This window comes from Vibrio sp. Y29_XK_CS5, assembly GCF_024181835.1.
GTDB lineage: Bacteria > Pseudomonadota > Gammaproteobacteria > Enterobacterales > Vibrionaceae > Vibrio > Vibrio harveyi.
Genome location: NZ_JAMZAM010000007.1, coordinates 47,413 through 67,736 on the forward strand (window position 1 = coordinate 47,413; position 20,324 = coordinate 67,736).

General features: G+C 46.1%; 17 protein-coding genes and 21 tRNA genes. 36 read left to right on the plus strand and 2 right to left on the minus strand.

The features are described from left to right. Positions 1-82: 82 nt before the first annotated feature. The 26 genes from lolB to NL647_RS22845 all read left to right on the plus strand — a co-directional run bounded on the left by lolB (position 83) and on the right by NL647_RS22845 (position 7,189). Complete coding sequence (gene lolB / locus NL647_RS22720; RefSeq protein ID WP_005449252.1) at positions 83-721, plus strand: lipoprotein insertase outer membrane protein LolB; 639 nt, start codon at positions 83-85, stop codon at positions 719-721. Then, positions 718-1,590, plus strand: a complete 873-nt coding sequence (ispE, locus tag NL647_RS22725) for a 4-(cytidine 5'-diphospho)-2-C-methyl-D-erythritol kinase (protein WP_253650695.1) — start codon at positions 718-720, stop codon at positions 1,588-1,590. Before lolB ends, ispE begins: the two co-directional genes overlap by 4 nt. A 27-nt stretch (positions 1,591-1,617) precedes the next feature. After that, a complete protein-coding gene (locus NL647_RS22730; protein WP_005449254.1) occupies positions 1,618-2,562 on the plus strand; it encodes a ribose-phosphate pyrophosphokinase in 945 nt (314 codons plus the stop codon). Positions 2,563-2,713: 151 nt separating this feature from the next. Further along, positions 2,714-3,304, plus strand: coding sequence for an aminoacyl-tRNA hydrolase (gene pth, locus NL647_RS22735; RefSeq protein ID WP_005438598.1), 591 nt, complete (start codon positions 2,714-2,716; stop codon positions 3,302-3,304). 10 nt (positions 3,305-3,314) lie between these two features. Continuing rightward, entirely contained in the window at positions 3,315-4,406 is a 1,092-nt protein-coding gene (ychF, locus tag NL647_RS22740; protein ID WP_005449255.1) for a redox-regulated ATPase YchF, read from the plus strand. Between the two features lie 285 nt (positions 4,407-4,691). Continuing rightward, positions 4,692-4,768: transfer RNA gene (locus NL647_RS22745), tRNA-Met, on the plus strand. A 39-nt stretch (positions 4,769-4,807) separates the two neighbouring features. After that, a tRNA-Leu gene (locus NL647_RS22750) sits at positions 4,808-4,892 on the plus strand. Positions 4,893-4,923: 31 nt separating this feature from the next. Further along, positions 4,924-4,998: transfer RNA gene (locus NL647_RS22755), tRNA-Gln, on the plus strand. Between the two features lie 79 nt (positions 4,999-5,077). After that, a tRNA-Met gene (locus NL647_RS22760) sits at positions 5,078-5,154 on the plus strand. 72 nt (positions 5,155-5,226) lie between these two features. Beyond that, positions 5,227-5,311: transfer RNA gene (locus NL647_RS22765), tRNA-Leu, on the plus strand. 25 nt (positions 5,312-5,336) lie between these two features. Then, positions 5,337-5,421 (plus strand) — tRNA-Leu (locus NL647_RS22770). A 31-nt stretch (positions 5,422-5,452) separates the two neighbouring features. Beyond that, positions 5,453-5,527 (plus strand) — tRNA-Gln (locus NL647_RS22775). Between the two features lie 33 nt (positions 5,528-5,560). Beyond that, a tRNA-Leu gene (locus tag NL647_RS22780) sits at positions 5,561-5,645 on the plus strand. 30 nt (positions 5,646-5,675) lie between these two features. Then, positions 5,676-5,750 (plus strand) — tRNA-Gln (locus NL647_RS22785). Positions 5,751-5,820: 70 nt separating this feature from the next. After that, a tRNA-Leu gene (locus NL647_RS22790) sits at positions 5,821-5,905 on the plus strand. A 24-nt stretch (positions 5,906-5,929) separates the two neighbouring features. Beyond that, a tRNA-Met gene (locus tag NL647_RS22795) sits at positions 5,930-6,006 on the plus strand. A 52-nt stretch (positions 6,007-6,058) separates the two neighbouring features. Next, a tRNA-Leu gene (locus tag NL647_RS22800) sits at positions 6,059-6,143 on the plus strand. Positions 6,144-6,183: 40 nt separating this feature from the next. Then, positions 6,184-6,258, plus strand: a tRNA-Gln gene (locus NL647_RS22805). A gap of 33 nt (positions 6,259-6,291) precedes the next feature. After that, positions 6,292-6,376, plus strand: a tRNA-Leu gene (locus NL647_RS22810). A gap of 31 nt (positions 6,377-6,407) precedes the next feature. After that, positions 6,408-6,482: transfer RNA gene (locus tag NL647_RS22815), tRNA-Gln, on the plus strand. Positions 6,483-6,535: 53 nt separating this feature from the next. Next, positions 6,536-6,620 (plus strand) — tRNA-Leu (locus NL647_RS22820). A gap of 23 nt (positions 6,621-6,643) precedes the next feature. Continuing rightward, a tRNA-Met gene (locus NL647_RS22825) sits at positions 6,644-6,720 on the plus strand. A gap of 18 nt (positions 6,721-6,738) precedes the next feature. Next, positions 6,739-6,823 (plus strand) — tRNA-Leu (locus tag NL647_RS22830). Positions 6,824-6,844: 21 nt separating this feature from the next. Continuing rightward, a tRNA-Leu gene (locus tag NL647_RS22835) sits at positions 6,845-6,929 on the plus strand. Between the two features lie 46 nt (positions 6,930-6,975). Continuing rightward, positions 6,976-7,050: transfer RNA gene (locus NL647_RS22840), tRNA-Gln, on the plus strand. 54 nt (positions 7,051-7,104) lie between these two features. Beyond that, positions 7,105-7,189, plus strand: a tRNA-Leu gene (locus NL647_RS22845). Positions 7,190-7,349: 160 nt separating this feature from the next. Here NL647_RS22845 and NL647_RS22850 read toward each other — a convergent pair. After that, entirely contained in the window at positions 7,350-8,525 is a 1,176-nt protein-coding gene (locus NL647_RS22850; RefSeq protein WP_199479900.1) for a 2-octaprenyl-3-methyl-6-methoxy-1,4-benzoquinol hydroxylase, read from the minus strand. A gap of 258 nt (positions 8,526-8,783) precedes the next feature. Between NL647_RS22850 and miaB the strand changes: the two genes are divergently transcribed. The 5 genes from miaB (at position 8,784) to lnt (ending at position 14,410) form a co-directional block, all read left to right on the plus strand. Beyond that, positions 8,784-10,208, plus strand: coding sequence for a tRNA (N6-isopentenyl adenosine(37)-C2)-methylthiotransferase MiaB (gene miaB, locus NL647_RS22855; protein WP_005438595.1), 1,425 nt, complete (start codon positions 8,784-8,786; stop codon positions 10,206-10,208). A gap of 73 nt (positions 10,209-10,281) precedes the next feature. Beyond that, positions 10,282-11,379: a PhoH family protein gene (locus tag NL647_RS22860; RefSeq protein WP_005447495.1), complete on the plus strand. Its 1,098-nt coding sequence runs from the start codon at positions 10,282-10,284 to the stop codon at positions 11,377-11,379. A 2-nt stretch (positions 11,380-11,381) separates the two neighbouring features. Next, positions 11,382-11,846 (plus strand): rRNA maturation RNase YbeY, encoded by a 465-nt coding sequence (gene ybeY / locus NL647_RS22865; RefSeq protein WP_005425552.1) that lies wholly within the window; start codon positions 11,382-11,384, stop codon positions 11,844-11,846. A 106-nt stretch (positions 11,847-11,952) separates the two neighbouring features. Further along, entirely contained in the window at positions 11,953-12,852 is a 900-nt protein-coding gene (gene corC / locus NL647_RS22870) for a CNNM family magnesium/cobalt transport protein CorC (protein ID WP_053053230.1), read from the plus strand. Between the two features lie 37 nt (positions 12,853-12,889). Continuing rightward, positions 12,890-14,410 (plus strand): apolipoprotein N-acyltransferase, encoded by a 1,521-nt coding sequence (gene lnt, locus NL647_RS22875; RefSeq protein WP_045488655.1) that lies wholly within the window; start codon positions 12,890-12,892, stop codon positions 14,408-14,410. A 51-nt stretch (positions 14,411-14,461) separates the two neighbouring features. Here lnt and NL647_RS22880 read toward each other — a convergent pair whose 3' ends face one another. Then, complete coding sequence (locus NL647_RS22880; RefSeq protein WP_005447499.1) at positions 14,462-14,932, minus strand: zinc ribbon-containing protein; 471 nt, start codon at positions 14,930-14,932, stop codon at positions 14,462-14,464. Between the two features lie 155 nt (positions 14,933-15,087). Here NL647_RS22880 and leuS point away from each other — a divergent pair, with 155 nt between their 5' ends. The 5 genes from leuS (at position 15,088) to rlmH (ending at position 20,298) form a co-directional block, all read left to right on the plus strand. After that, positions 15,088-17,661, plus strand: a complete 2,574-nt coding sequence (gene leuS, locus NL647_RS22885; protein ID WP_253650696.1) for a leucine--tRNA ligase — start codon at positions 15,088-15,090, stop codon at positions 17,659-17,661. A 171-nt stretch (positions 17,662-17,832) separates the two neighbouring features. Further along, positions 17,833-18,390 carry an LPS assembly lipoprotein LptE gene (gene lptE, locus NL647_RS22890; RefSeq protein WP_009697740.1) on the plus strand — a complete coding sequence of 186 codons (558 nt, stop codon included), beginning with the start codon at positions 17,833-17,835 and terminating at the stop codon, positions 18,388-18,390. A 5-nt stretch (positions 18,391-18,395) separates the two neighbouring features. After that, on the plus strand, positions 18,396-19,415 hold the full coding sequence (gene holA / locus NL647_RS22895; RefSeq protein WP_005447513.1) for a DNA polymerase III subunit delta: 1,020 nt from the start codon (positions 18,396-18,398) through the stop codon (positions 19,413-19,415). Between the two features lie 90 nt (positions 19,416-19,505). After that, the gene (rsfS, locus tag NL647_RS22900) at positions 19,506-19,823 is read left to right on the plus strand and encodes a ribosome silencing factor (RefSeq protein ID WP_253650697.1); all 318 of its coding nucleotides are present in this window, start codon (positions 19,506-19,508) and stop codon (positions 19,821-19,823) included. A gap of 4 nt (positions 19,824-19,827) precedes the next feature. Further along, positions 19,828-20,298, plus strand: a complete 471-nt coding sequence (rlmH, locus tag NL647_RS22905) for a 23S rRNA (pseudouridine(1915)-N(3))-methyltransferase RlmH (protein ID WP_005447517.1) — start codon at positions 19,828-19,830, stop codon at positions 20,296-20,298. Positions 20,299-20,324 lie beyond the last annotated feature (26 nt).

Here is a 20,324-nt window from a genome sequence, read left to right on the forward strand (position 1 = left end):
AAGCACGCATTTATTGAAAGGGTAAGCCGGATTTGTTTTCCTTCACTCGGCTTTTCAATGCTATAGTTGTGAGCGATTACCGATGAAACTGATTAATAAGCCATCAAACATGACCTTACGCTCCTTTCTCATCTTGCTCATGTCGAGCATTGTTCTCGCAGGTTGTAGTTCTGTTCCTGAAAGTGTCACCAGCGTAGAGTGGCAGGCACACGAGCAGCGACTTGAAACCATTAAAAATTTTCAAGCCACAGGTAAACTTGGCTACATTGGTCCCGATCAAAGACAAAGCCTGAATTTCTTCTGGAAGCACTCTTCGTCATTAAGCCAGTTACGCTTAACGACCTTACTTGGTCAAACCGCATTAAAGCTCACTATTACGCCACAAGGCGCAACCGTCGAAACCTATGATGACCAAGTACTCTCCGCTCGTGATGCTAACCAACTGATTTACCGATTAACCGGCTTAATGATGCCAGTTGACCATTTACCTGATTGGCTACTTGGCTTACCAACAGATGCCGACTCTTTCCAACTATCACCGACCAATACTCTCCAAGCACTGGACAAACAGATCGGTTTGAACGACTGGAATATTGCTTACCAGCGTTACGGTGATATTGAGTGGCATAACCAGACGTTACCTCTCCCAAACAAGCTAAAACTAAGTACGTCTGACGTAAAAATTAATTTAGTGATCACAAAATGGAACATCACCCAATGATCGATCTTTCAACCCGTTGGCCATCACCAGCGAAATTGAATCTCTTTCTTTATATCAATGGTCGGACCGAAAACGGTTACCACGAGTTACAAACTCTATTCCAGTTCGTCGATCACGGCGATGAACTAACCATTCAAGCGAACGATTCAGGTGAGATCACGATTTCGCCAGAGATCGAAGGTGTTCCTCTGCAAGACAATTTGATCTGGAAAGCGGCGACCGCACTTCAACGTTATGCGAAATACTCTTATGGAGCACATATCGATCTTCATAAGATCTTACCTATGGGCGGTGGCATTGGCGGCGGCTCATCCAACGCAGCAACTACTTTGGTTGCGCTCAATTACCTATGGCAAACCCATCTTAGTGATGATGAATTAGCCGAAATTGGTCTTGCACTTGGTGCAGATGTGCCTGTATTTGTGCGTGGTTTTGCCGCATTTGCTGAAGGCGTTGGTGAGAAACTTTCTCCTGCTCATCCAGATGAGAAATGGTATTTAGTTGTTCGTCCAAATGTTTCTATTGCAACCGCCGACATATTCGGACATCCGGACTTGACTCGAAACACGCCAAAACGCGATTTAGAAACGCTTTTGAACACGCCAAGCGTAAACGATTGCGAAAAAATTGTACGAATGCTCTACCCAGAGGTTGATAAGCAACTTTCATGGCTGCTACAATACGCGCCGTCAAGATTGACGGGGACAGGATCTTGCGTTTTTGCTGAATTTTCGAGCAAATCCGAAGCAGAAACTATCCTTGCACAACTCTCTGATAAAGTCTCGGCATTTGTCGCTCAAGGGCGAAATATTTCGCCACTAAAAGAGACTTTGGCTGAATACCAATCAGCCTCACACCGACCTATTTAAACTGGACGCAAACCCGAGGTTTCCACCGTGCCTGATATGAAGCTATTTGCTGGTAACGCAACACCTGAACTAGCCCAACGTATTGCTGATCGTCTTTACATCTCTCTTGGTGATGCATCTGTTTCTCGCTTTTCTGATGGCGAAGTTGCAGTTCAAATCAATGAGAACGTTCGTGGTAGTGATGTTTTCATCATTCAATCCACTTGTGCACCGACTAACGACAACCTAATGGAATTGGTTGTTATGATTGATGCAATGCGCCGCGCTTCAGCAGGTCGTATCACTGCAGTAATTCCTTACTTCGGCTACGCTCGCCAAGACCGTCGTGTACGTTCTGCGCGTGTACCAATCACTGCAAAAGTTGTTGCTGATTTCCTATCTAACGTTGGCGTAGACCGCGTTCTAACTATCGACCTACATGCTGAGCAAATTCAAGGCTTCTTCGATGTACCAGTTGATAACATCTTCGGTACACCAGTACTTCTAGAAGACATGCAATCTCGTGGTCTAGAAAACCCAGTAGTGGTTTCTCCTGATCTAGGTGGCGTTGTTCGTGCTCGTGCAACTGCAAAAGCGCTAGGCGACATCGACATCGCTATCGTTGATAAGCGTCGTCCACGTGCAAACGTTTCTGAAGTAATGAACCTAATCGGTGACGTTGAAGGTCGTGACTGTGTGATCGTTGATGACATGATCGATACAGGTGGCACTCTATGTAAAGCAGCTGAAGCGCTAAAAGAGCGCGGTGCTAAGCGTGTATTCGCTTACGCAACTCACGCTGTATTCTCTGGTAACGCTGCGGACAACATTAAGAACTCTGTTCTTGACCAAGTTATCGTGACTGACTCTATCTCTCTATCTAAAGAGATGGCTGCAACTGGCAAAGTAACCACACTAAGCCTATCTCGCATGCTAGCTGAAGCGATTCGTCGTATCAGCAACGAAGAGTCAATCTCTGCAATGTTCAACTAATACGAACATTTCAGTTAAACTGATTTCAAAAGCACCCCTCTTTGGGGTGTTTTTTTATTTGTATCGATAGGCAGAAAATCCCTTGGTCGCCCACTGCGAGAATTCTGTGCTATCATACTGCGCTTTTTGAGATTCCAGAGAGATCCTAACCTTGACTCAACCAATCAAACTTCTTGTTGGTCTTGCTAACCCGGGACCAGAATACGCCAAAACTCGCCACAATGCGGGCGCTTGGGTTGTAGAAGAATTAGCACGCGTTCACAACGTTACCCTGAAGAATGAACCAAAATTCTTTGGCCTAACAGGACGCATTATGGTCAATGGCCAGGATCTCCGTTTGCTAATCCCAACCACTTTCATGAACCTCTCTGGCAAAGCAATCGCAGCACTTGCGAAGTTTTACCAAATTAAGCCAGAAGAGATCATGGTTGCTCATGACGAGCTAGACTTACCGCCAGGTGTCGCTAAGTTTAAGAAAGGTGGTGGTCACGGTGGTCACAATGGTCTGCGTGACACCATTAGCAAACTGGGCAATAACAAAGATTTTTATCGTCTTCGTATCGGCATTGGCCATCCGGGACACAAAGATAAAGTGGCGGGTTTTGTACTAGGCAAAGCTCCAGCGAAAGAGCAAGAGCTACTAGACGCCGCAGCTGACGAATCAGTGCGCTGTCTAGATATCCTAATTAAGGATGGTCTATCAAAAGCACAAAATCGCCTCCACACGTTCAAAGCTGAATAAGGTTACTATCATGGGTTTTAAATGTGGCATCGTTGGTCTACCTAACGTTGGTAAATCAACTCTGTTTAACGCACTAACTAAAGCGGGTATTGAAGCAGCAAACTTCCCGTTCTGTACCATTGAACCAAACACTGGTGTGGTTCCTGTGCCAGATCTACGTCTAGATGCTCTAGCAAAGATCGTTAACCCACAGAAAGTTCTACCTACCACAATGGAATTCGTAGACATCGCTGGTCTAGTTGCGGGCGCATCTCGTGGTGAAGGTCTAGGTAACAAATTCCTAGCGAACATCCGTGAAACTGACGCAATCGGCCACGTTGTACGTTGTTTCGAAAACGACAACATCGTTCACGTTGCAGGTAAAGTATCTCCAATCGAAGATATTGAAGTTATCAACCTTGAACTAGCAATGGCTGACCTTGATTCTTGTGAACGCGCTATCCAGCGTAACGCTAAGAAAGCAAAAGGCGGTGACAAGGACGCGAAATTCGAACTGACGGTTCTAGAAAAACTGCTTCCTGTACTAACAGAAGGTGGCATGGCGCGTACTGTTGATCTTGCAAAAGAAGAGCTAGCAGCAATTGGTTACCTAAACTTCCTAACGCTAAAACCAACAATGTACATCGCTAACGTGAACGAAGATGGTTTTGAAGACAACGCATACCTAGATGCAGTACGTGAGTTTGCAGCGAAAGAAAACAACGTTGTTGTTCCTGTATGTGCAGCTATCGAATCAGAAATGGCTGAACTAGAAGACGACGAGCGTGAAGAGTTCCTAGCAGACCTAGGTATCGAAGAACCAGGTCTAAACCGCGTTATCCGCGCAGGTTACGAACTACTGAACCTACAAACTTACTTCACAGCTGGCGTGAAAGAAGTTCGTGCATGGACTATCCCTGTTGGCGCTACGGCACCAAAAGCGGCAGCGAAGATCCACACAGACTTCGAAAAAGGCTTTATCCGTGCTGAAGTTGTTGGTTACGACGATTTCATCCAATTCAACGGTGAAAGCGGCGCGAAAGACGCAGGTAAATGGCGTCTAGAAGGTAAAGAATACATCGTTAAAGATGGTGATGTTGTACACTTCCGCTTCAACGTATAATTAAGTGAATGAATTCTAAACACTTCATTTACATAAAAAGCCGGCCATAGCGCTGGCTTTTTTTATACCTTTCTAAAACAACAAGAAATTAAGTCCCTTAATGCAAGCCATTTTATTTCCAGTTTTAGATCATAAACGCGCCTCTTTGTTTAAAAAGGAAGCGAACGATGGATTTTGCAGGATTTATTGAAAAAAACTGTTGACGGATCTCACTCAACTTCGCATAATGCGCGCCGTTCCCGACGACAAGGCAACTTAGCGACGAGAACGAGAAAACATGGTTTTGGCTACGTAGCTCAGCTGGTTAGAGCACATCACTCATAATGATGGGGTCACAGGTTCGAATCCCGTCGTAGCCACCATTCCTAAAGGTTCTTTTTTAAGAGCAATTAGGAATAGATGCGGAAGTGGCGGAATTGGTAGACGCACCAGATTTAGGTTCTGGCGCCGCAAGGTGTGAGAGTTCAAGTCTCTCCTTCCGCACCATGTTTTAAGTAGTTTTACGACTACTGTCTGCAGGTCTATCGCCAAGCGGTAAGGCAGCGGCTTTTGATGCCGCCATTCCCTGGTTCGAATCCAGGTAGACCTGCCATTATTTAAAGTGGAATTCCTTTGACAAAAAGGGTTGTCACTTAGAGCGTGAAGGTTTATATTGTCTCGCTCAAAAAGATGGCTACGTAGCTCAGCTGGTTAGAGCACATCACTCATAATGATGGGGTCACAGGTTCGAATCCCGTCGTAGCCACCATTCTTTCTTTTGAAAGACAAAATTTAGTTGTTAGTTTTTACCAATTAACTGATAGCTTATAGAGTTCAAGATGCGGAAGTGGCGGAATTGGTAGACGCACCAGATTTAGGTTCTGGCGCCGCAAGGTGTGAGAGTTCAAGTCTCTCCTTCCGCACCATCTTGAAATGCTATAAACAATATATGCGGAAATGGCGGAATTGGTAGACGCACCAGATTTAGGTTCTGGCGCCGCAAGGTGTGAGAGTTCAAGTCTCTCTTTCCGCACCATATATTGAATAGTCTTTTGACTATTGCCTGCAGGTCTATCGCCAAGCGGTAAGGCAGCGGCTTTTGATGCCGCCATTCCCTGGTTCGAATCCAGGTAGACCTGCCACTATTTTGATTATTGAGTTTACTCAGTAATTATGCGGAAGTGGCGGAATTGGTAGACGCACCAGATTTAGGTTCTGGCGCCGCAAGGTGTGAGAGTTCAAGTCTCTCCTTCCGCACCATTATTAAAGTCTCTTTTATTAGAGCGCTGTAGGTCTATCGCCAAGCGGTAAGGCAGCGGCTTTTGATGCCGCCATTCCCTGGTTCGAATCCAGGTAGACCTGCCATTATTCTTCCTTGAAACATAGGAATGTTATTGATGTTTTACCAATTATATCAGTAACGACAAATCAAGTTGCGGAAGTGGCGGAATTGGTAGACGCACCAGATTTAGGTTCTGGCGCCGCAAGGTGTGAGAGTTCAAGTCTCTCCTTCCGCACCATCTTGATTTAAAGAATATTGTGTTGGCTACGTAGCTCAGCTGGTTAGAGCACATCACTCATAATGATGGGGTCACAGGTTCGAATCCCGTCGTAGCCACCATTTATTTCGTTGTTTAGGTTTTACCAATTACCTTTATGACGACAGAAAAGTTGCGGAAGTGGCGGAATTGGTAGACGCACCAGATTTAGGTTCTGGCGCCGCAAGGTGTGAGAGTTCAAGTCTCTCCTTCCGCACCATACTTTTCTAACTTGATTAGTCTTTATGACTATCGCCTGCAGGTCTATCGCCAAGCGGTAAGGCAGCGGCTTTTGATGCCGCCATTCCCTGGTTCGAATCCAGGTAGACCTGCCACTATTTTGATTGTTGAGTTTACTCAGTAATTATGCGGAAGTGGCGGAATTGGTAGACGCACCAGATTTAGGTTCTGGCGCCGCAAGGTGTGAGAGTTCAAGTCTCTCCTTCCGCACCATTATTTGATATGTCTTAGGACTATCGCCCGTAGGTCTATCGCCAAGCGGTAAGGCAGCGGCTTTTGATGCCGCCATTCCCTGGTTCGAATCCAGGTAGACCTGCCATATTCAATGCTATTGATGTTTTACCAATTACATCAATAACTACAGATCAAGTTGCGGAAGTGGCGGAATTGGTAGACGCACCAGATTTAGGTTCTGGCGCCGCAAGGTGTGAGAGTTCAAGTCTCTCCTTCCGCACCATACTTGATTAAAGAATATAGAATGGCTACGTAGCTCAGCTGGTTAGAGCACATCACTCATAATGATGGGGTCACAGGTTCGAATCCCGTCGTAGCCACCATTAATATAGATTTTAGATGCGGAAGTGGCGGAATTGGTAGACGCACCAGATTTAGGTTCTGGCGCCGCAAGGTGTGAGAGTTCAAGTCTCTCCTTCCGCACCATCTAAAAATAATCTATACTTTGCGGAAATGGCGGAATTGGTAGACGCACCAGATTTAGGTTCTGGCGCCGCAAGGTGTGAGAGTTCAAGTCTCTCTTTCCGCACCATACTTTCCTTTATCGGAAAGCACTTAGTTGAAAGGCTAAGACTAGTAGGGCTATCGCCAAGCGGTAAGGCAGCGGCTTTTGATGCCGCCATTCCCTGGTTCGAATCCAGGTAGCCCTGCCATTACACAATGTTGTTGAGGTTTTACCAATTACCTTGATAACTACAGAATAAGTTGCGGAAGTGGCGGAATTGGTAGACGCACCAGATTTAGGTTCTGGCGCCGCAAGGTGTGAGAGTTCAAGTCTCTCCTTCCGCACCATTCTTAAGAAACCCAGCATTAGTTTGCTGGGTTTTTTCTTTTTTCTGATTCTGGACTCGGTAGATCTCTGATTTATCGAATTAAAAAAGCGAGCTCATGGCTCGCTTTTTTTCTATCTATTGCTTTCCTATCGACCGCTTTCTATGTGATCAGAAGTCTTTTACATACCTAGCGCATACTTCAATACTTGCGCTTTGATCGGTCCTGAGTTTTCCGCCAGCTTCAATGCTGCATTACGAGCGAACTTCAATGGACCTAAATCATTACTAAAGCCTTTGTAGAACACATCCATGCCCGTTTGCATTAATAAGTTATCTGGTCGACGGGCGCGCTCATACTTGGCGAGCAAAGCATCATTAAGTTGCTCTTGCTGATTGGTAACCGAAAGCAGAACATCAACATCTTTGAAGCCGAGATTCACACCTTGCCCAGCAAGTGGGTTGATTGTATGGGCAGAATCCCCCACTAACACGCAATTCTTGTTTGAATAGCTTTGGGCATGGCGACGAGTGAGTGGGAATGAGCCAAATTGTAAAACTTCAATATCGCCTAACTCAGCAGGGAAATGACGTAGGATCTCCTCTTTTAACTGAGGTTTCGTCATCGCACACAATTGTTTAATGCGTTTTGGCGAGTCATACCACACCAGCGACCCCTGCCCGACTTCTTTACCATCCTCAGTTAGTGAACATAACGGCAAGAACGAACGTGGACCTGAGGGAGTAAATTGCTGCCAAGTGATGTCTTGTTGAGGGAGTTCGGTTTTTACGTTGATCAACATGCAGTGTTGACGGTAATCCCATGCGGTTACACCAATACCCGCCAATTGACGAACTTTTGAGTTCGCGCCATCGGCACCAATCACCCAATTAGCTTCAAACTGCTCGCCGCTTTCTAGCGTTACACAGTTTACTTCGGCAAATTGAATATCTTTCAATCGCTCTGGGCACATCACCGTTAAGTTGTCGTATTGTGCGAAAGTTTGCCAAAGCCCCAGTTGGATTAGACGGTTTTCAACAATGTATCCTAACTGCTCCAATGACAGTTCATCAGAGTGAAAACGAGTACGGCACTCAGGATGTTCCCACGTTTCCAAACGACGATAAGGGCACACACGCATGCTTTCAATCGCGGACCATGCACCTAATGAATCAAGTAGCTTCACCGACTGATGAGAAATCGCGGAAACGCGAATATCCAACGCTTGAGAAGCCTCAAACGCCTTTGGCTCTGCGCCTTCTACCATTACAACGCTTCTGCCTTGCTTGGCAAACCCAACAGCCACCGCTGCCCCGACCATGCCGCCACCGATTACGGCGATGTCATACTTGTTCATTTTTTGCTCTTCATCATATTGATTAATTGGCGTTTTTTAATTGTACGTTCCATGGCTATTTTTACAAAATTGTTTAACAAAAAACCTTGCTGTATATAGGGCAAAAAACTAGATTTCATCAGGGTTTGCAGAGAATTCGTCAGATCACTAGTCAGGTGCTTTTTAAAGCAGTACAATACGCCGCTTACCGCCGAGATGGCGGCTATAATTTGAGCAATAGCTCTCCGATTTAAGTACAACTGAACGAGCGAAAGTGAGATGAGTAAGAAACTGCTAATTAAAACCTGGGGCTGCCAGATGAACGAATACGATTCATCAAAAATGGCCGACCTGCTTAATGCTGCAAACGGCTATGAGCTGACCGAAGAGCCAGAGGAAGCAGACGTACTTCTACTTAACACCTGTTCGATCCGTGAAAAAGCGCAAGAGAAAGTTTTCCACCAGCTTGGTCGTTGGAAGACACTAAAAGATAAAAAACCTGGCGTAGTTATCGGCGTAGGTGGTTGTGTAGCAACTCAAGAAGGTGATCACATCCGTCAGCGTGCTCCATACGTTGACGTAATTTTTGGTCCACAAACTCTTCACCGTCTTCCTGAGATGATTAAACAATCTCAATCGGATGAAGCACCAGTAATGGACATTTCATTCCCAGAAATCGAAAAGTTTGACCGTCTACCAGAGCCTCGTGCTGAAGGTGCAACGGCATTCGTTTCTATTATGGAAGGCTGTTCTAAGTACTGTACTTACTGTGTAGTACCGTACACTCGTGGTGAAGAAGTAAGCCGTCCAATGGATGACGTACTGTTCGAAATCGCACAGCTAGCAGATCAAGGCGTACGTGAAGTAAACCTACTGGGTCAAAACGTAAACGCATACCGTGGTCCTATGCACGACGGCGAAATCTGTTCATTTGCAGAACTGCTTCGTTTGGTTGCATCTATCGATGGTATTGATCGTATCCGCTTTACAACAAGCCACCCATTAGAGTTTACTGATGACATCATCGCAGTATACGAAGACACACCTGAGCTAGTAAGCTTCCTTCACCTACCGGTACAAAGTGGTAGTGACCGAGTGCTGACTATGATGAAACGTCCTCACACTGGGATTGAGTACAAGTCGATTATCCGTAAACTGCGTAAAGCACGTCCTGATATCCAAATCAGTTCAGACTTTATCGTTGGTTTCCCTGGTGAAACAGACAAAGATTTCCAAGACACAATGAAGCTAATCAAAGACGTAGACTTTGACATGAGCTTCAGCTTCATCTTCTCTCCACGTCCAGGTACGCCAGCGGCAGACTACCCTTGTGACCTATCAGAGCAAGTGAAGAAAGAGCGTCTATACGAGCTACAACAAACCGTAAACGCACAAGCAATGCGCTACTCTCGTCTAATGCTAGGCACTGAGCAACGCGTTCTGGTTGAAGGTCCTTCTAAGAAGAACCTAATGGAGCTTCGTGCTCGTACAGAAAACAACCGTGTAGTAAACTTTGAAGGTAGCGCAGACCTGATCGGTCAGTTCGTTGACGTGAAGATTACGGATGTATTTGCTAACTCACTACGTGGTGAGCTAGTACGTACAGAAAAAGACATGGACCTTCGTAGCGTGATTTCACCAACGCAAATGATGGCGAAAACGCGTCGCGAAGATGAGCTAGGTGTAGCTACTTTTACGCCATAAGCTCGTACAAATAGCCATTGAGAGCCTGGTCGTTATCAGGCTCTCGTTAAATGGCATAAAATGAGAGGCAACATTGAGCAATAAAATCGTAACGCTAGAAATCAATCTAGAACCTTCAGACAACCGCCGACTAGCAAGCCTGTGCGGTCCATTCGATGACAACATCAAGCATTTAGAACGTCGTCTAGGCGTTGAAATTAACCACCGTAGCGACCTTTTCACCATTGTCGGTAAACCTCATACCGCAGCTGCTGCGCTGGATATCCTGAAAACCCTTTACGTAGACACCGCTCCTGTCCGCGGCGAAACGCCTGATATCGAACCAGAGCAGATCCATCTGGCAATCAAAGAATCAGGTGTACTGGAGCAAAACACCGAGTCACATTTCGAACACGGTAAAGAAGTCTTCGTTAAAACGAAAAAAGGCGTGATCAAGCCTCGTACACCAAATCAGGGTCAATACCTGATGAACATGGTGACGCATGATATCACTTTCGGTATCGGCCCTGCTGGTACAGGTAAAACTTACCTCGCGGTTGCAGCAGCCGTCGACGCACTAGAGCGCCAAGAGATCCGCCGTATTTTACTTACTCGTCCAGCGGTTGAAGCGGGCGAGAAACTGGGCTTCCTACCTGGTGATTTGAGCCAGAAAGTCGACCCATACCTACGCCCTCTCTACGATGCCCTATTTGAAATGCTGGGCTTTGAGCGCGTAGAAAAGCTGATTGAACGTAACGTGATTGAGGTAGCACCTCTTGCTTACATGCGTGGTCGTACTCTAAACGACGCCTTCATCATTCTTGATGAGAGCCAAAACACCACTGTAGAGCAGATGAAGATGTTCCTTACGCGTATCGGCTTCAACTCTCGTGCGGTTATCACCGGTGACGTCACTCAAATTGACTTACCTCGCGGTGCAAAATCGGGGCTTCGTCATGCAATTGAAGTACTGAGCGAAGTCGACGACATCAGCTTTAACTTCTTCCAAGCTGACGACGTAGTGCGCCACCCAGTGGTTGCTCGTATCGTTAACGCTTATGAGAAGTGGGAGGCGCAAGATCAAAAAGAACGTAAAGAGTTCGAAAAACGCCGTCGTGAAGAGCGTGATGCCAAATTGCTAGAAGCAGCGAAAGCAGAACTGAGCGCACAAGTCGCGGCGACTAAGGAATAACCATGGCAATTGAACTTGATTTGCAACTGGCAGTCGAAAATGAAGAGGGCTTACCTTCTGAGCAAGATTTCCAATTGTGGCTAGATAAGACCATTCCTCTATTTCAGCCTCAGGCGGAACTGACGATTCGTATTGTCGACGAGCAAGAAAGTCACGAGCTAAACCACGAATACCGTGGTAAAGATAAGCCGACCAATGTGCTGTCTTTCCCATTCGAAGTACCACCGGGTATGGAAATGGACCTACTGGGCGATTTAATAATCTGTCGCCAAGTCGTTGAAAAAGAGGCAGTAGAGCAGAACAAGCCTCTACTAGCACATTGGGCGCATATGGTTGTACATGGCAGCTTGCATCTGCTAGGTTATGACCATATCGAGGATGATGAAGCTGAAGAGATGGAATCCCTCGAGACAGAAATCATGCAAGGTATGGGTTACGAAGACCCGTATATTGCTGAAAAAGAGTAACTTTGGTTGCTCGACAGGGAAAGGCGAACCACCCAGATAACCATCTCGTGCTCGCCTTTCTATGTGAGCTATCACACATCTGATAGCGTTACTTAATTGAGAAACAATGAACGAAGATAATTCTCCCTCTTCTAATGAAGGCAAGAAAGAAAAGGCAGAAGGTCCGAGTAGAAAGTCCTTCTTTGAACGTCTAGGTCAACTATTTCAAGGCGAACCAAAAGACCGCCAAGAGCTTGTAGATGTAATCCGCGACTCTGAAATTAATGACCTGATTGACCACGACACCCGCGACATGCTTGAAGGTGTTATGGAAATCTCCGAAATGCGCGTGCGTGACATCATGATCCCGCGTTCGCAAATGGTTACTGTTGAGCGCACAGACGATCTTGATACTTTGATCGCACTGATCACTGATGCTCAACACTCTCGCTACCCTGTGATCAGCGAAGATAAAGACCATGTGGAAGGCATTCTACTAGCGAAGGACTTACTCAAATACTTGGGCTCAGGCAGTAACCCATTTGATATCGAAGAAGTGATTCGACCAGCAGTCGTAGTACCGGAAAGTAAACGTGTAGACCGCCTGCTAAAAGAATTCCGTGAAGAACGTTATCACATGGCGATTGTTGTCGATGAATTCGGCGGTGTTTCTGGTCTTGTAACTATCGAAGATATCCTTGAAGAAATCGTAGGGGATATTGAAGATGAGTTCGATGATGATGAAGAAACCGATATCCGTAAGCTGAGCAAACATACGTTTGCTGTCAGAGCTCTGACAACCATTGAAGAGTTTAATGAGACATTCGGTACCAACTTCAGTGATGAAGAAGTGGATACCGTTGGCGGCATGGTAATGACTGCTTTTGGTCACCTACCATCGCGTGGCGAAGTCGTGGATATTGATGCATACAGCTTCAAAGTAACGGCAGCCGACAACCGTCGTGTCATTCAACTTCAAGTGACGATTCCAGACGAAGAAAAGCTGGTTGAAGCCACTCAAGAGTAACGCGATACCCTAACATCGGGAATATCAGAAAAATAAAATGATGAATGTACTCTTTCATCGCCTCAAGCGGCCCTTAGTGGCCGCTTTTGTTGGCGCCTCCACTACCCTAGCATTTGCTCCTTATCAGCTATGGCCACTTGCCATACTTAGCCCTGCTATCCTACTTATTCTTCTTGCAGACCAATCACCTAGGCGTGCGCTTTGGATCGGTTATTCATGGGGTTTAGGGCAATTTGCGACAGGAGTAAGCTGGGTTTACGTTAGCATTGCAGGCTTTGGCGGCATGCCGCTGATTGCAAACCTATTCCTCATGGGCTTGTTAATCGCCTACCTATCCATATACACCGGCTTATTTGCGTGGCTCGCTAACAAGTTTTTCCCTGAATTTACCCTGAGCAAAGCATTGCTTGCTGCTCCTGCATTATGGCTAGTGACCGACTGGCTACGTGGCTGGGTTATGACAGGTTTCCCTTGGCTATGGCTTGGCTATAGTCAAATTGACGCACCATTTGCCAGCTTTGCACCCATCGGTGGTGTAGAACTACTAACACTGTTCATCATGATCAGTGCTGGTGCATTGGCGTATGCTTGGATTCACAAGCAATGGTTAATGATCATCATCCCTGCGGTACTGTTAAGTGCAGGCTTTGGTATTCGCCAATACGATTGGGTAACTCCTCGCATTGAAGACACAACCAAAGTAGCGCTGATCCAAGGTAACGTTGACCAGAACCTAAAATGGCTACCGAGCCAACGCTGGCCAACCATCATGAAATACGCAGACCTCACTCGTGAGAACTGGGATGCTGACATCATCGTATGGCCAGAGGCTGCCATTCCTGCATTTGAAATTGAAGTCCCGTCGTTCTTGAGAAACATCGATACTGCGGCGAAAATGAACAACAGCGCCATTATTACGGGTGTGGTAAACCAAGGAAAAGACGGTCAATTCTACAACAGCATTTTATCGCTGGGTGTAAATCCATACGGTGATTACAGCTTTGATATGGACAAGCGCTACCACAAGCACCACTTACTTCCGTTTGGTGAGTTCGTGCCGTTTGAAGACGTATTGCGCCCACTTGCACCATTCTTCAACTTGCCAATGTCTTCCTTCAGCCGTGGCGATTTCATTCAGCCAAACATCGTGGCGAATGGAAAGCACATGGATCCTGCACTGTGTTATGAAATCATCTTTAGCGAACAAGTTCGTCAGAACGTGACCGACGATACTGATTTCATTCTAACGCTTTCTAATGACGCTTGGTTCGGTCATTCAATTGGTCCACTACAGCACATGGAAATCGCTCGAATGCGTGCTCTAGAGCTGGGTAAGCCACTTATTCGTTCGACCAACAATGGCGTAACCGCAGTGACCGACCATAAAGGTAAGGTGATTGAACAAATCCCTCAATTTGAAACCGCAGTGCTTCGCGCAGAACTTGTTCCTACCGATGGTCAAACTCCGTATCGCATCGTCGGCACTTGGCCTCTGTATATTTGGGCTGGATTAAGTTTGATGTTGGCTTGGTGGTTATCAAGGAAGAAAAAGTCATAAGTGAAAAAGAGGCTCTTAGGCCTCTTTTTTTTACGTTTGTTAATGCTGTTCTTATGGCTTGAGAGACTGACGACTAAAGCCAGTATGATTGCACTTAATGCATGGAATGATCACAGTTGGATGGTTATATGTCGTCTTATGACCACATTCATCGCAGACCAATGTGCCAAGTCCAATCACCTCTCCCGCCTCATAAAGACCTTGATGTTCTAAATCATCAAACAGTTCAACCCACTCCACTTTGGTTCGGTCTGTAATTTCGAGCAAACCTTGCCAAACGGAATCGGCAATTGTGAGATAGAAGGGTCCACTCTTACCTTCTTCATAGCTATCAGAAAACTCTTTTAAATCGGCTTTGACATAAGCTGATATCAGTGAGAGTTCGTCTTTGGTCATGTCGTTGGCAGCATCCACCACTTTGCCCGACGTTTCGAATACTTTGTTAACTTCATCCGGACTGTGCTTCAAGGTTTCAATCACATCCTCGAGCATTTCCTCATAACCTGCTTTACGTTTAGGCATAACTGACCTCCATCTTTCTACTACCAAGCACCATTTCAAGGCGTATGGGTACAGATTGGCTATTGTTGTGATCCCTAGCTTTAGGTATTCTATGACGATCTATTTAAGTCTGTTCTAACCGAACTCACAAATTCCAAGATAACCGGATACCATCGATGCAAGAACAATACAATCCACAAGACCTTGAACAGAAAGTTCAAAAGCACTGGGATGACAACAAGACCTTTGTTGTAAGTGAAGACCCAAATAAAGAAAAATTCTACTGTCTATCCATGTTCCCATACCCAAGTGGTCGACTGCACATGGGTCACGTGCGCAACTACACCATCGGTGACGTAGTATCTCGTTTCCAACGCCTACAAGGCAAAAACGTAATGCAACCAATCGGTTGGGATGCATTTGGTCTACCTGCAGAAAACGCAGCAGTGAAAAACAACACGGCGCCTGCACCATGGACTTACGAAAACATCGAATACATGAAGAACCAACTTAAGCTTCTTGGCTTTGGTTACGATTGGAACCGTGAATTCGCAACATGTACACCTGAGTACTACCGTTGGGAACAAGAGTTCTTCACTAAGCTTTACGAGAAAGGTTTGGTTTACAAAAAGACTTCTTCTGTTAACTGGTGTCCAAACGACCAAACTGTTCTTGCGAACGAGCAGGTTGAAGATGGCTGCTGCTGGCGTTGTGACACTCCAGTAGAGCAAAAAGAAATTCCTCAGTGGTTCATCAAGATCACAGAATACGCTCAAGAGTTGCTGGACGATCTAGACAAACTTGAAGGTTGGCCAGAAATGGTGAAAACCATGCAGCGCAACTGGATCGGCCGTTCTGAAGGTGTTGAGCTCAAGTTTGAAGTCAAGGGTCAACAAGACCTAGAAGTTTACACAACACGTCCGGACACGCTAATGGGCGTCACTTACGTTGGTATCGCTGCAGGTCACCCTCTAGCGACTATCGCGGCTGAGAACAACCCAGAACTTGCTGCGTTCATCGAAGAGTGTAAGAACACCAAAGTAGCAGAAGCTGAACTGGCGACAATGGAGAAGAAAGGTATGGCGACTGGCCTTACTGCTATTCACCCATTGAACGGTCGTGAAGTTCCTGTTTACGTAGCAAACTTCGTACTGATGGACTACGGTACAGGCGCTGTAATGGCAGTACCTGCACACGACCAACGTGACTTCGAGTTCGCAACTAAGTACGGTCTAGACATCGTGCCTGTTATCAAGCCGGTTGATGGCAGCGAGCTAGACATCTCTGAAGCGGCATACACTGAGAAAGGTGCACTGTTCGATTCAGGTGAATTCGACGGTCTAGAATTCCAAGCGGCATTCGATGCAATCGCAGCGAAGCTAGAAGCAGAAGGCAAAGGCACTAAGACAGTTAACTTCCGTCTACGTGACTGGGGTGTATCTCGCCAACGTTACTGGGGTGCACCAATCCCAATGGTAACCACTGAAGACGGTGAAGTTCACCCAGTACCCGCTGACCAGCTACCTGTTATTCTTCCAGAAGACGTAGTAATGGATGGCGTTACTAGCCCAATTAAAGCAGACAAAGAGTGGGCAAAGACAACCTTTAACGGCGAACCTGCTCTACGTGAGACAGATACATTCGATACGTTTATGGAGTCTTCTTGGTACTACGCTCGTTACTGTTCACCACAAGCTGATGACATCCTAGATCCAGAAAAAGCAAACTACTGGCTACCGGTAGACCAGTACATCGGTGGTATCGAGCACGCTTGTATGCACCTACTGTACTCTCGCTTCTTCCACAAACTGCTGCGTGATGCAGGCTACGTAACGTCTGACGAGCCGTTCAAGCAACTACTGTGTCAAGGCATGGTACTAGCGGACGCGTTCTACTTCGAGAACGAGAAAGGCGGTAAAGAGTGGGTTGCACCAACTGACGTTAAAGTTGAACGTGACGGTAAAGGTCGCATCACTTCTGCAACGGATAACGAAGGTCGCAACGTTGAACACTCAGGCATGATCAAAATGTCTAAGTCCAAGAACAACGGTATTGACCCTCAAGAGATGGTAGACAAGTACGGCGCAGACACAGTACGTCTATTCATGATGTTCGCGTCTCCAGCAGACATGACACTTGAGTGGCAAGAGTCTGGCGTAGAAGGTGCTAACCGCTTCCTGAAACGTGTTTGGAAACTAGTAAACGAACACACATCAAAAGGTGCAGCAGAAGCAGTAGATGCAGCAGCACTTTCTGGTGACCAAAAAGCTCTTCGTCGTGACGTTCACAAAACTATCGCGAAAGTGACTGATGATATTGCTCGTCGTCAAACGTTCAACACAGCAATCGCTGCAATCATGGAACTGATGAACAAGCTAGCGAAAGCGCCTCAAGAATCTGCGCAAGATCGTGCAATCCTTGATGAGGCTCTAAAAGCTGTTGTTGCAATGCTTTACCCAATCACTCCGCACATCTCATACGAACTATGGGCTGCGCTAGGTGAAGCAGACATCGACAATGCTGTATGGCCAACGTTCGACGAGAAAGCACTTGTTGAAGACGAGAAGACTATCGTTGTTCAAGTTAACGGTAAACTGCGTGCGAAACTGACTGTAGCGGCTGACGCAACGAAAGAACAAGTTGAAGAGCTTGGTCTAAATGACGAAAACGTTACTAAGTTCACAGATGGTCTAACAATCCGTAAAGTAATTTACGTACCAGGTAAACTGTTGAACATCGTTGCTAACTAGTCTTTCACGACAAACGATACGTAGTTAGCAATAACTCAAAGCAGAGCGAACTTATTCGCCTGTAAAGAGTCATTAAACAGGGTAGTTCGCTACCCTGTTTATTTACCTCAAGCCATTCATGCTGAGTGGTTTAAGGTAAATAACCCCTTCAATTTAGGATGAATACAATCAATGCGCTTTTTCTCTTTGATTAAACTACCAGTGGTTTTGGTATTAGCGGGGCTTCTTTCTGCCTGTGGTTTCCACCTTCGTGGCGAATACTCGGTTCCGGAAGAACTGCATACCATGTCTTTCACTAGCTACGATGAATACAGCCCATTGACGCGTTATATTCGCGCTCAACTTGAATTGAACAAAGTAGATTTAGTACAACCATCTTCAAGTACACCAAACCTGCACCTGATCGAAGCGACTATCGACGAACGTACACTATCGCTGTACCAAAACAGTCGTGCGGCAGAGAAAGAACTGACTTACGTAGTGAAGTACCGTGTGACTATTCCTGGTTTCGGTGCAAAAGACTTCAAAACAACCGTAAACCGCAACTACCTTGATAACCCATTAACAGCATTGGCGAAGTCGGTAGAACGTGACGTTATCGAAGACGAAATGCGTCAACAAGCGGCGAGTCAAATGATGCGTCAGCTAGGTCGAGTTCGTGCGGAATACGAACAAGGTCAACCTACCCCTGATGTGATGAAGACTAACTCTACGAACACTAACTCTTAATCAGAATGCGAATTTTTGCCGACAAGCTGGCTGACCATCTAGCGAAACACATCAAACAGGTTTACCTGATTTTTGGTAATGAACCTCTGCTGATTCAAGAAAGTCGCCAAGCGATCCAAACAATGGCGCACCAGCAAGGTTTTGAAGAAAGACACCGTTTCGCGGTTGACGCTAGTTTAGATTGGAACCAAGTATATGATTGTTTCCAAGCACTAAGCCTATTTTCCAGTCGCCAACTAATTGAACTTGAGCTACCAGAAAGCGGCGTAACGACAACAGTTAGTAAAGAACTGCAAACCCTATGTGAAATGCTACACGACGACATTATGCTGGTGATCGTGGGCAGTAAACTGACAAAAGCCCAAGAAAACGCAAAATGGTTTAAAGCGCTGAGTGCAAAAGGTGATTGGGTAAGCTGCCAAACACCAGATCTGCAACGTTTGCCGATGTTCGTACAGGCTCGTTGCCGCACATTAGGGCTAAAAGCAGATCAGCAATCACTGCAAATGTTGGCACAGTGGCATGAAGGGAACTTGTTCGCGCTCTCACAAAGCTTAGAGAAGCTCGCTTTACTCTACCCAGATGGCGAACTGACGGTTGTGCGTCTTGAAGAAGCCTTGAGCCGACACAACCACTTTACGACTTTCCATTGGATTGACGCTCTCCTTGCTGGGAAAGCCAACCGAGCACAACGCATTTTGCGCCAGCTTGAAGCCGAAGGCACAGAGACAGTCATCCTTATCCGTAGTGTACAGAAAGAGTTCAACCAATTACTTAACATGCATCGAGACCTTACCCAAATGGGCATGAGTCAGGTGTTTGAAAAGCATCGAGTGTGGCAAAATAAACGCCCATTCTATAATGCTGCGCTGACTCGCCTGTCAGCCTCAAGAATTTGTGCCCTTTTATCCTTGCTCACGCATGCTGAGATAAAAGCCAAAACCCAATACGATGAATCTGTGTGGCCAACTATCCATCAATTGAGCCTAGAAACCTGCTCTCCTGATATTAAGCTGGCAATTTAGCTTTCAAAGCGTGATATAGTGCGCGACCAGTTTTAACTCAACGAGATTAAAACGCCCACAGACAAAAAAGAAAATACCGAGGAAAACCGAGTGCTTCGCGAAGAACTTAAAGACTTTTTAGCCGATAAAGCCGACGACATGAAAGCGGAAGAGGTTGTTATTCTGAATGTAGAAGGCAAATCAAGCGTGACAGATTACATGATCATTTGTACTGGCACGTCGAAGCGTCACGTTTCATCTATCGCTGATCACGTCGCATCTGAAGTGAAGAAAGCTGGTCTAGAGCCACTAGGTATGGAAGGCGAAAATGAAGGTGAATGGGTTGTCCTAGACATGGGCGACGCAATGCTTCACGTGATGCAAGAAGAGCATCGCGAGCTATACCAACTAGAAAAACTCTGGGGTTAATCTTTTGAAAATTCAACTAATTGCCGTTGGCACCAAAATGCCAAAATGGGTCGAAGAAGGTTTTCAAGAATACCGTCGTCGCTTCCCACATGATATGCCACTTGAGTTGGTTGAAATCCCTGCGGGTAAACGTGGCAAAAATGCAGACATCGCACGCATCTTACAAAAAGAAGGCGAAGCGATGTTGGCTGCGGTACCTAAAGGTGCGCGTATCGTCACTCTCGATATTCCAGGGAAAAAGTGGGATACCCCACAGCTAGCAGAACAGCTAGAAGCATGGAAACTAGATGGTCGTGACGTGTCGATCCTAATCGGTGGTCCTGAAGGCTTAGCGCCAGCTTGTAAAGCCGCAGCAGATCAAAGTTGGTCACTGTCAGCACTGACACTACCACACCCACTTGTGCGTATCGTGATGGCAGAGAGTTTATACCGAGCGTGGAGCATTACTGCTAACCACCCTTACCACCGCGAATAATCGCTACTTAGCTGTAGAGACAAGCG

Bases quoted from the DNA above. Each gene is read 5' to 3' on its own strand.
- lolB (WP_005449252.1), top strand. From the start codon at position 83: ATGAAACTGATTAATAAGCCATCAAACATGACCTTACGCTCCTTTCTC.
- ispE (WP_253650695.1), top strand. From the start codon at position 718: ATGATCGATCTTTCAACCCGTTGGCCATCACCAGCGAAATTGAATCTC.
- ychF (WP_005449255.1), top strand. From the start codon at position 3,315: ATGGGTTTTAAATGTGGCATCGTTGGTCTACCTAACGTTGGTAAATCA.
- NL647_RS22850 (WP_199479900.1), bottom strand. From the start codon at position 8,525: ATGAACAAGTATGACATCGCCGTAATCGGTGGCGGCATGGTCGGGGCA.
- miaB (WP_005438595.1), top strand. From the start codon at position 8,784: ATGAGTAAGAAACTGCTAATTAAAACCTGGGGCTGCCAGATGAACGAA.
- ybeY (WP_005425552.1), top strand. From the start codon at position 11,382: ATGGCAATTGAACTTGATTTGCAACTGGCAGTCGAAAATGAAGAGGGC.
- corC (WP_053053230.1), top strand. From the start codon at position 11,953: ATGAACGAAGATAATTCTCCCTCTTCTAATGAAGGCAAGAAAGAAAAG.
- lnt (WP_045488655.1), top strand. From the start codon at position 12,890: ATGATGAATGTACTCTTTCATCGCCTCAAGCGGCCCTTAGTGGCCGCT.
- NL647_RS22880 (WP_005447499.1), bottom strand. From the start codon at position 14,932: ATGCCTAAACGTAAAGCAGGTTATGAGGAAATGCTCGAGGATGTGATT.
- leuS (WP_253650696.1), top strand. From the start codon at position 15,088: ATGCAAGAACAATACAATCCACAAGACCTTGAACAGAAAGTTCAAAAG.
- lptE (WP_009697740.1), top strand. From the start codon at position 17,833: ATGCGCTTTTTCTCTTTGATTAAACTACCAGTGGTTTTGGTATTAGCG.
- holA (WP_005447513.1), top strand. From the start codon at position 18,396: ATGCGAATTTTTGCCGACAAGCTGGCTGACCATCTAGCGAAACACATC.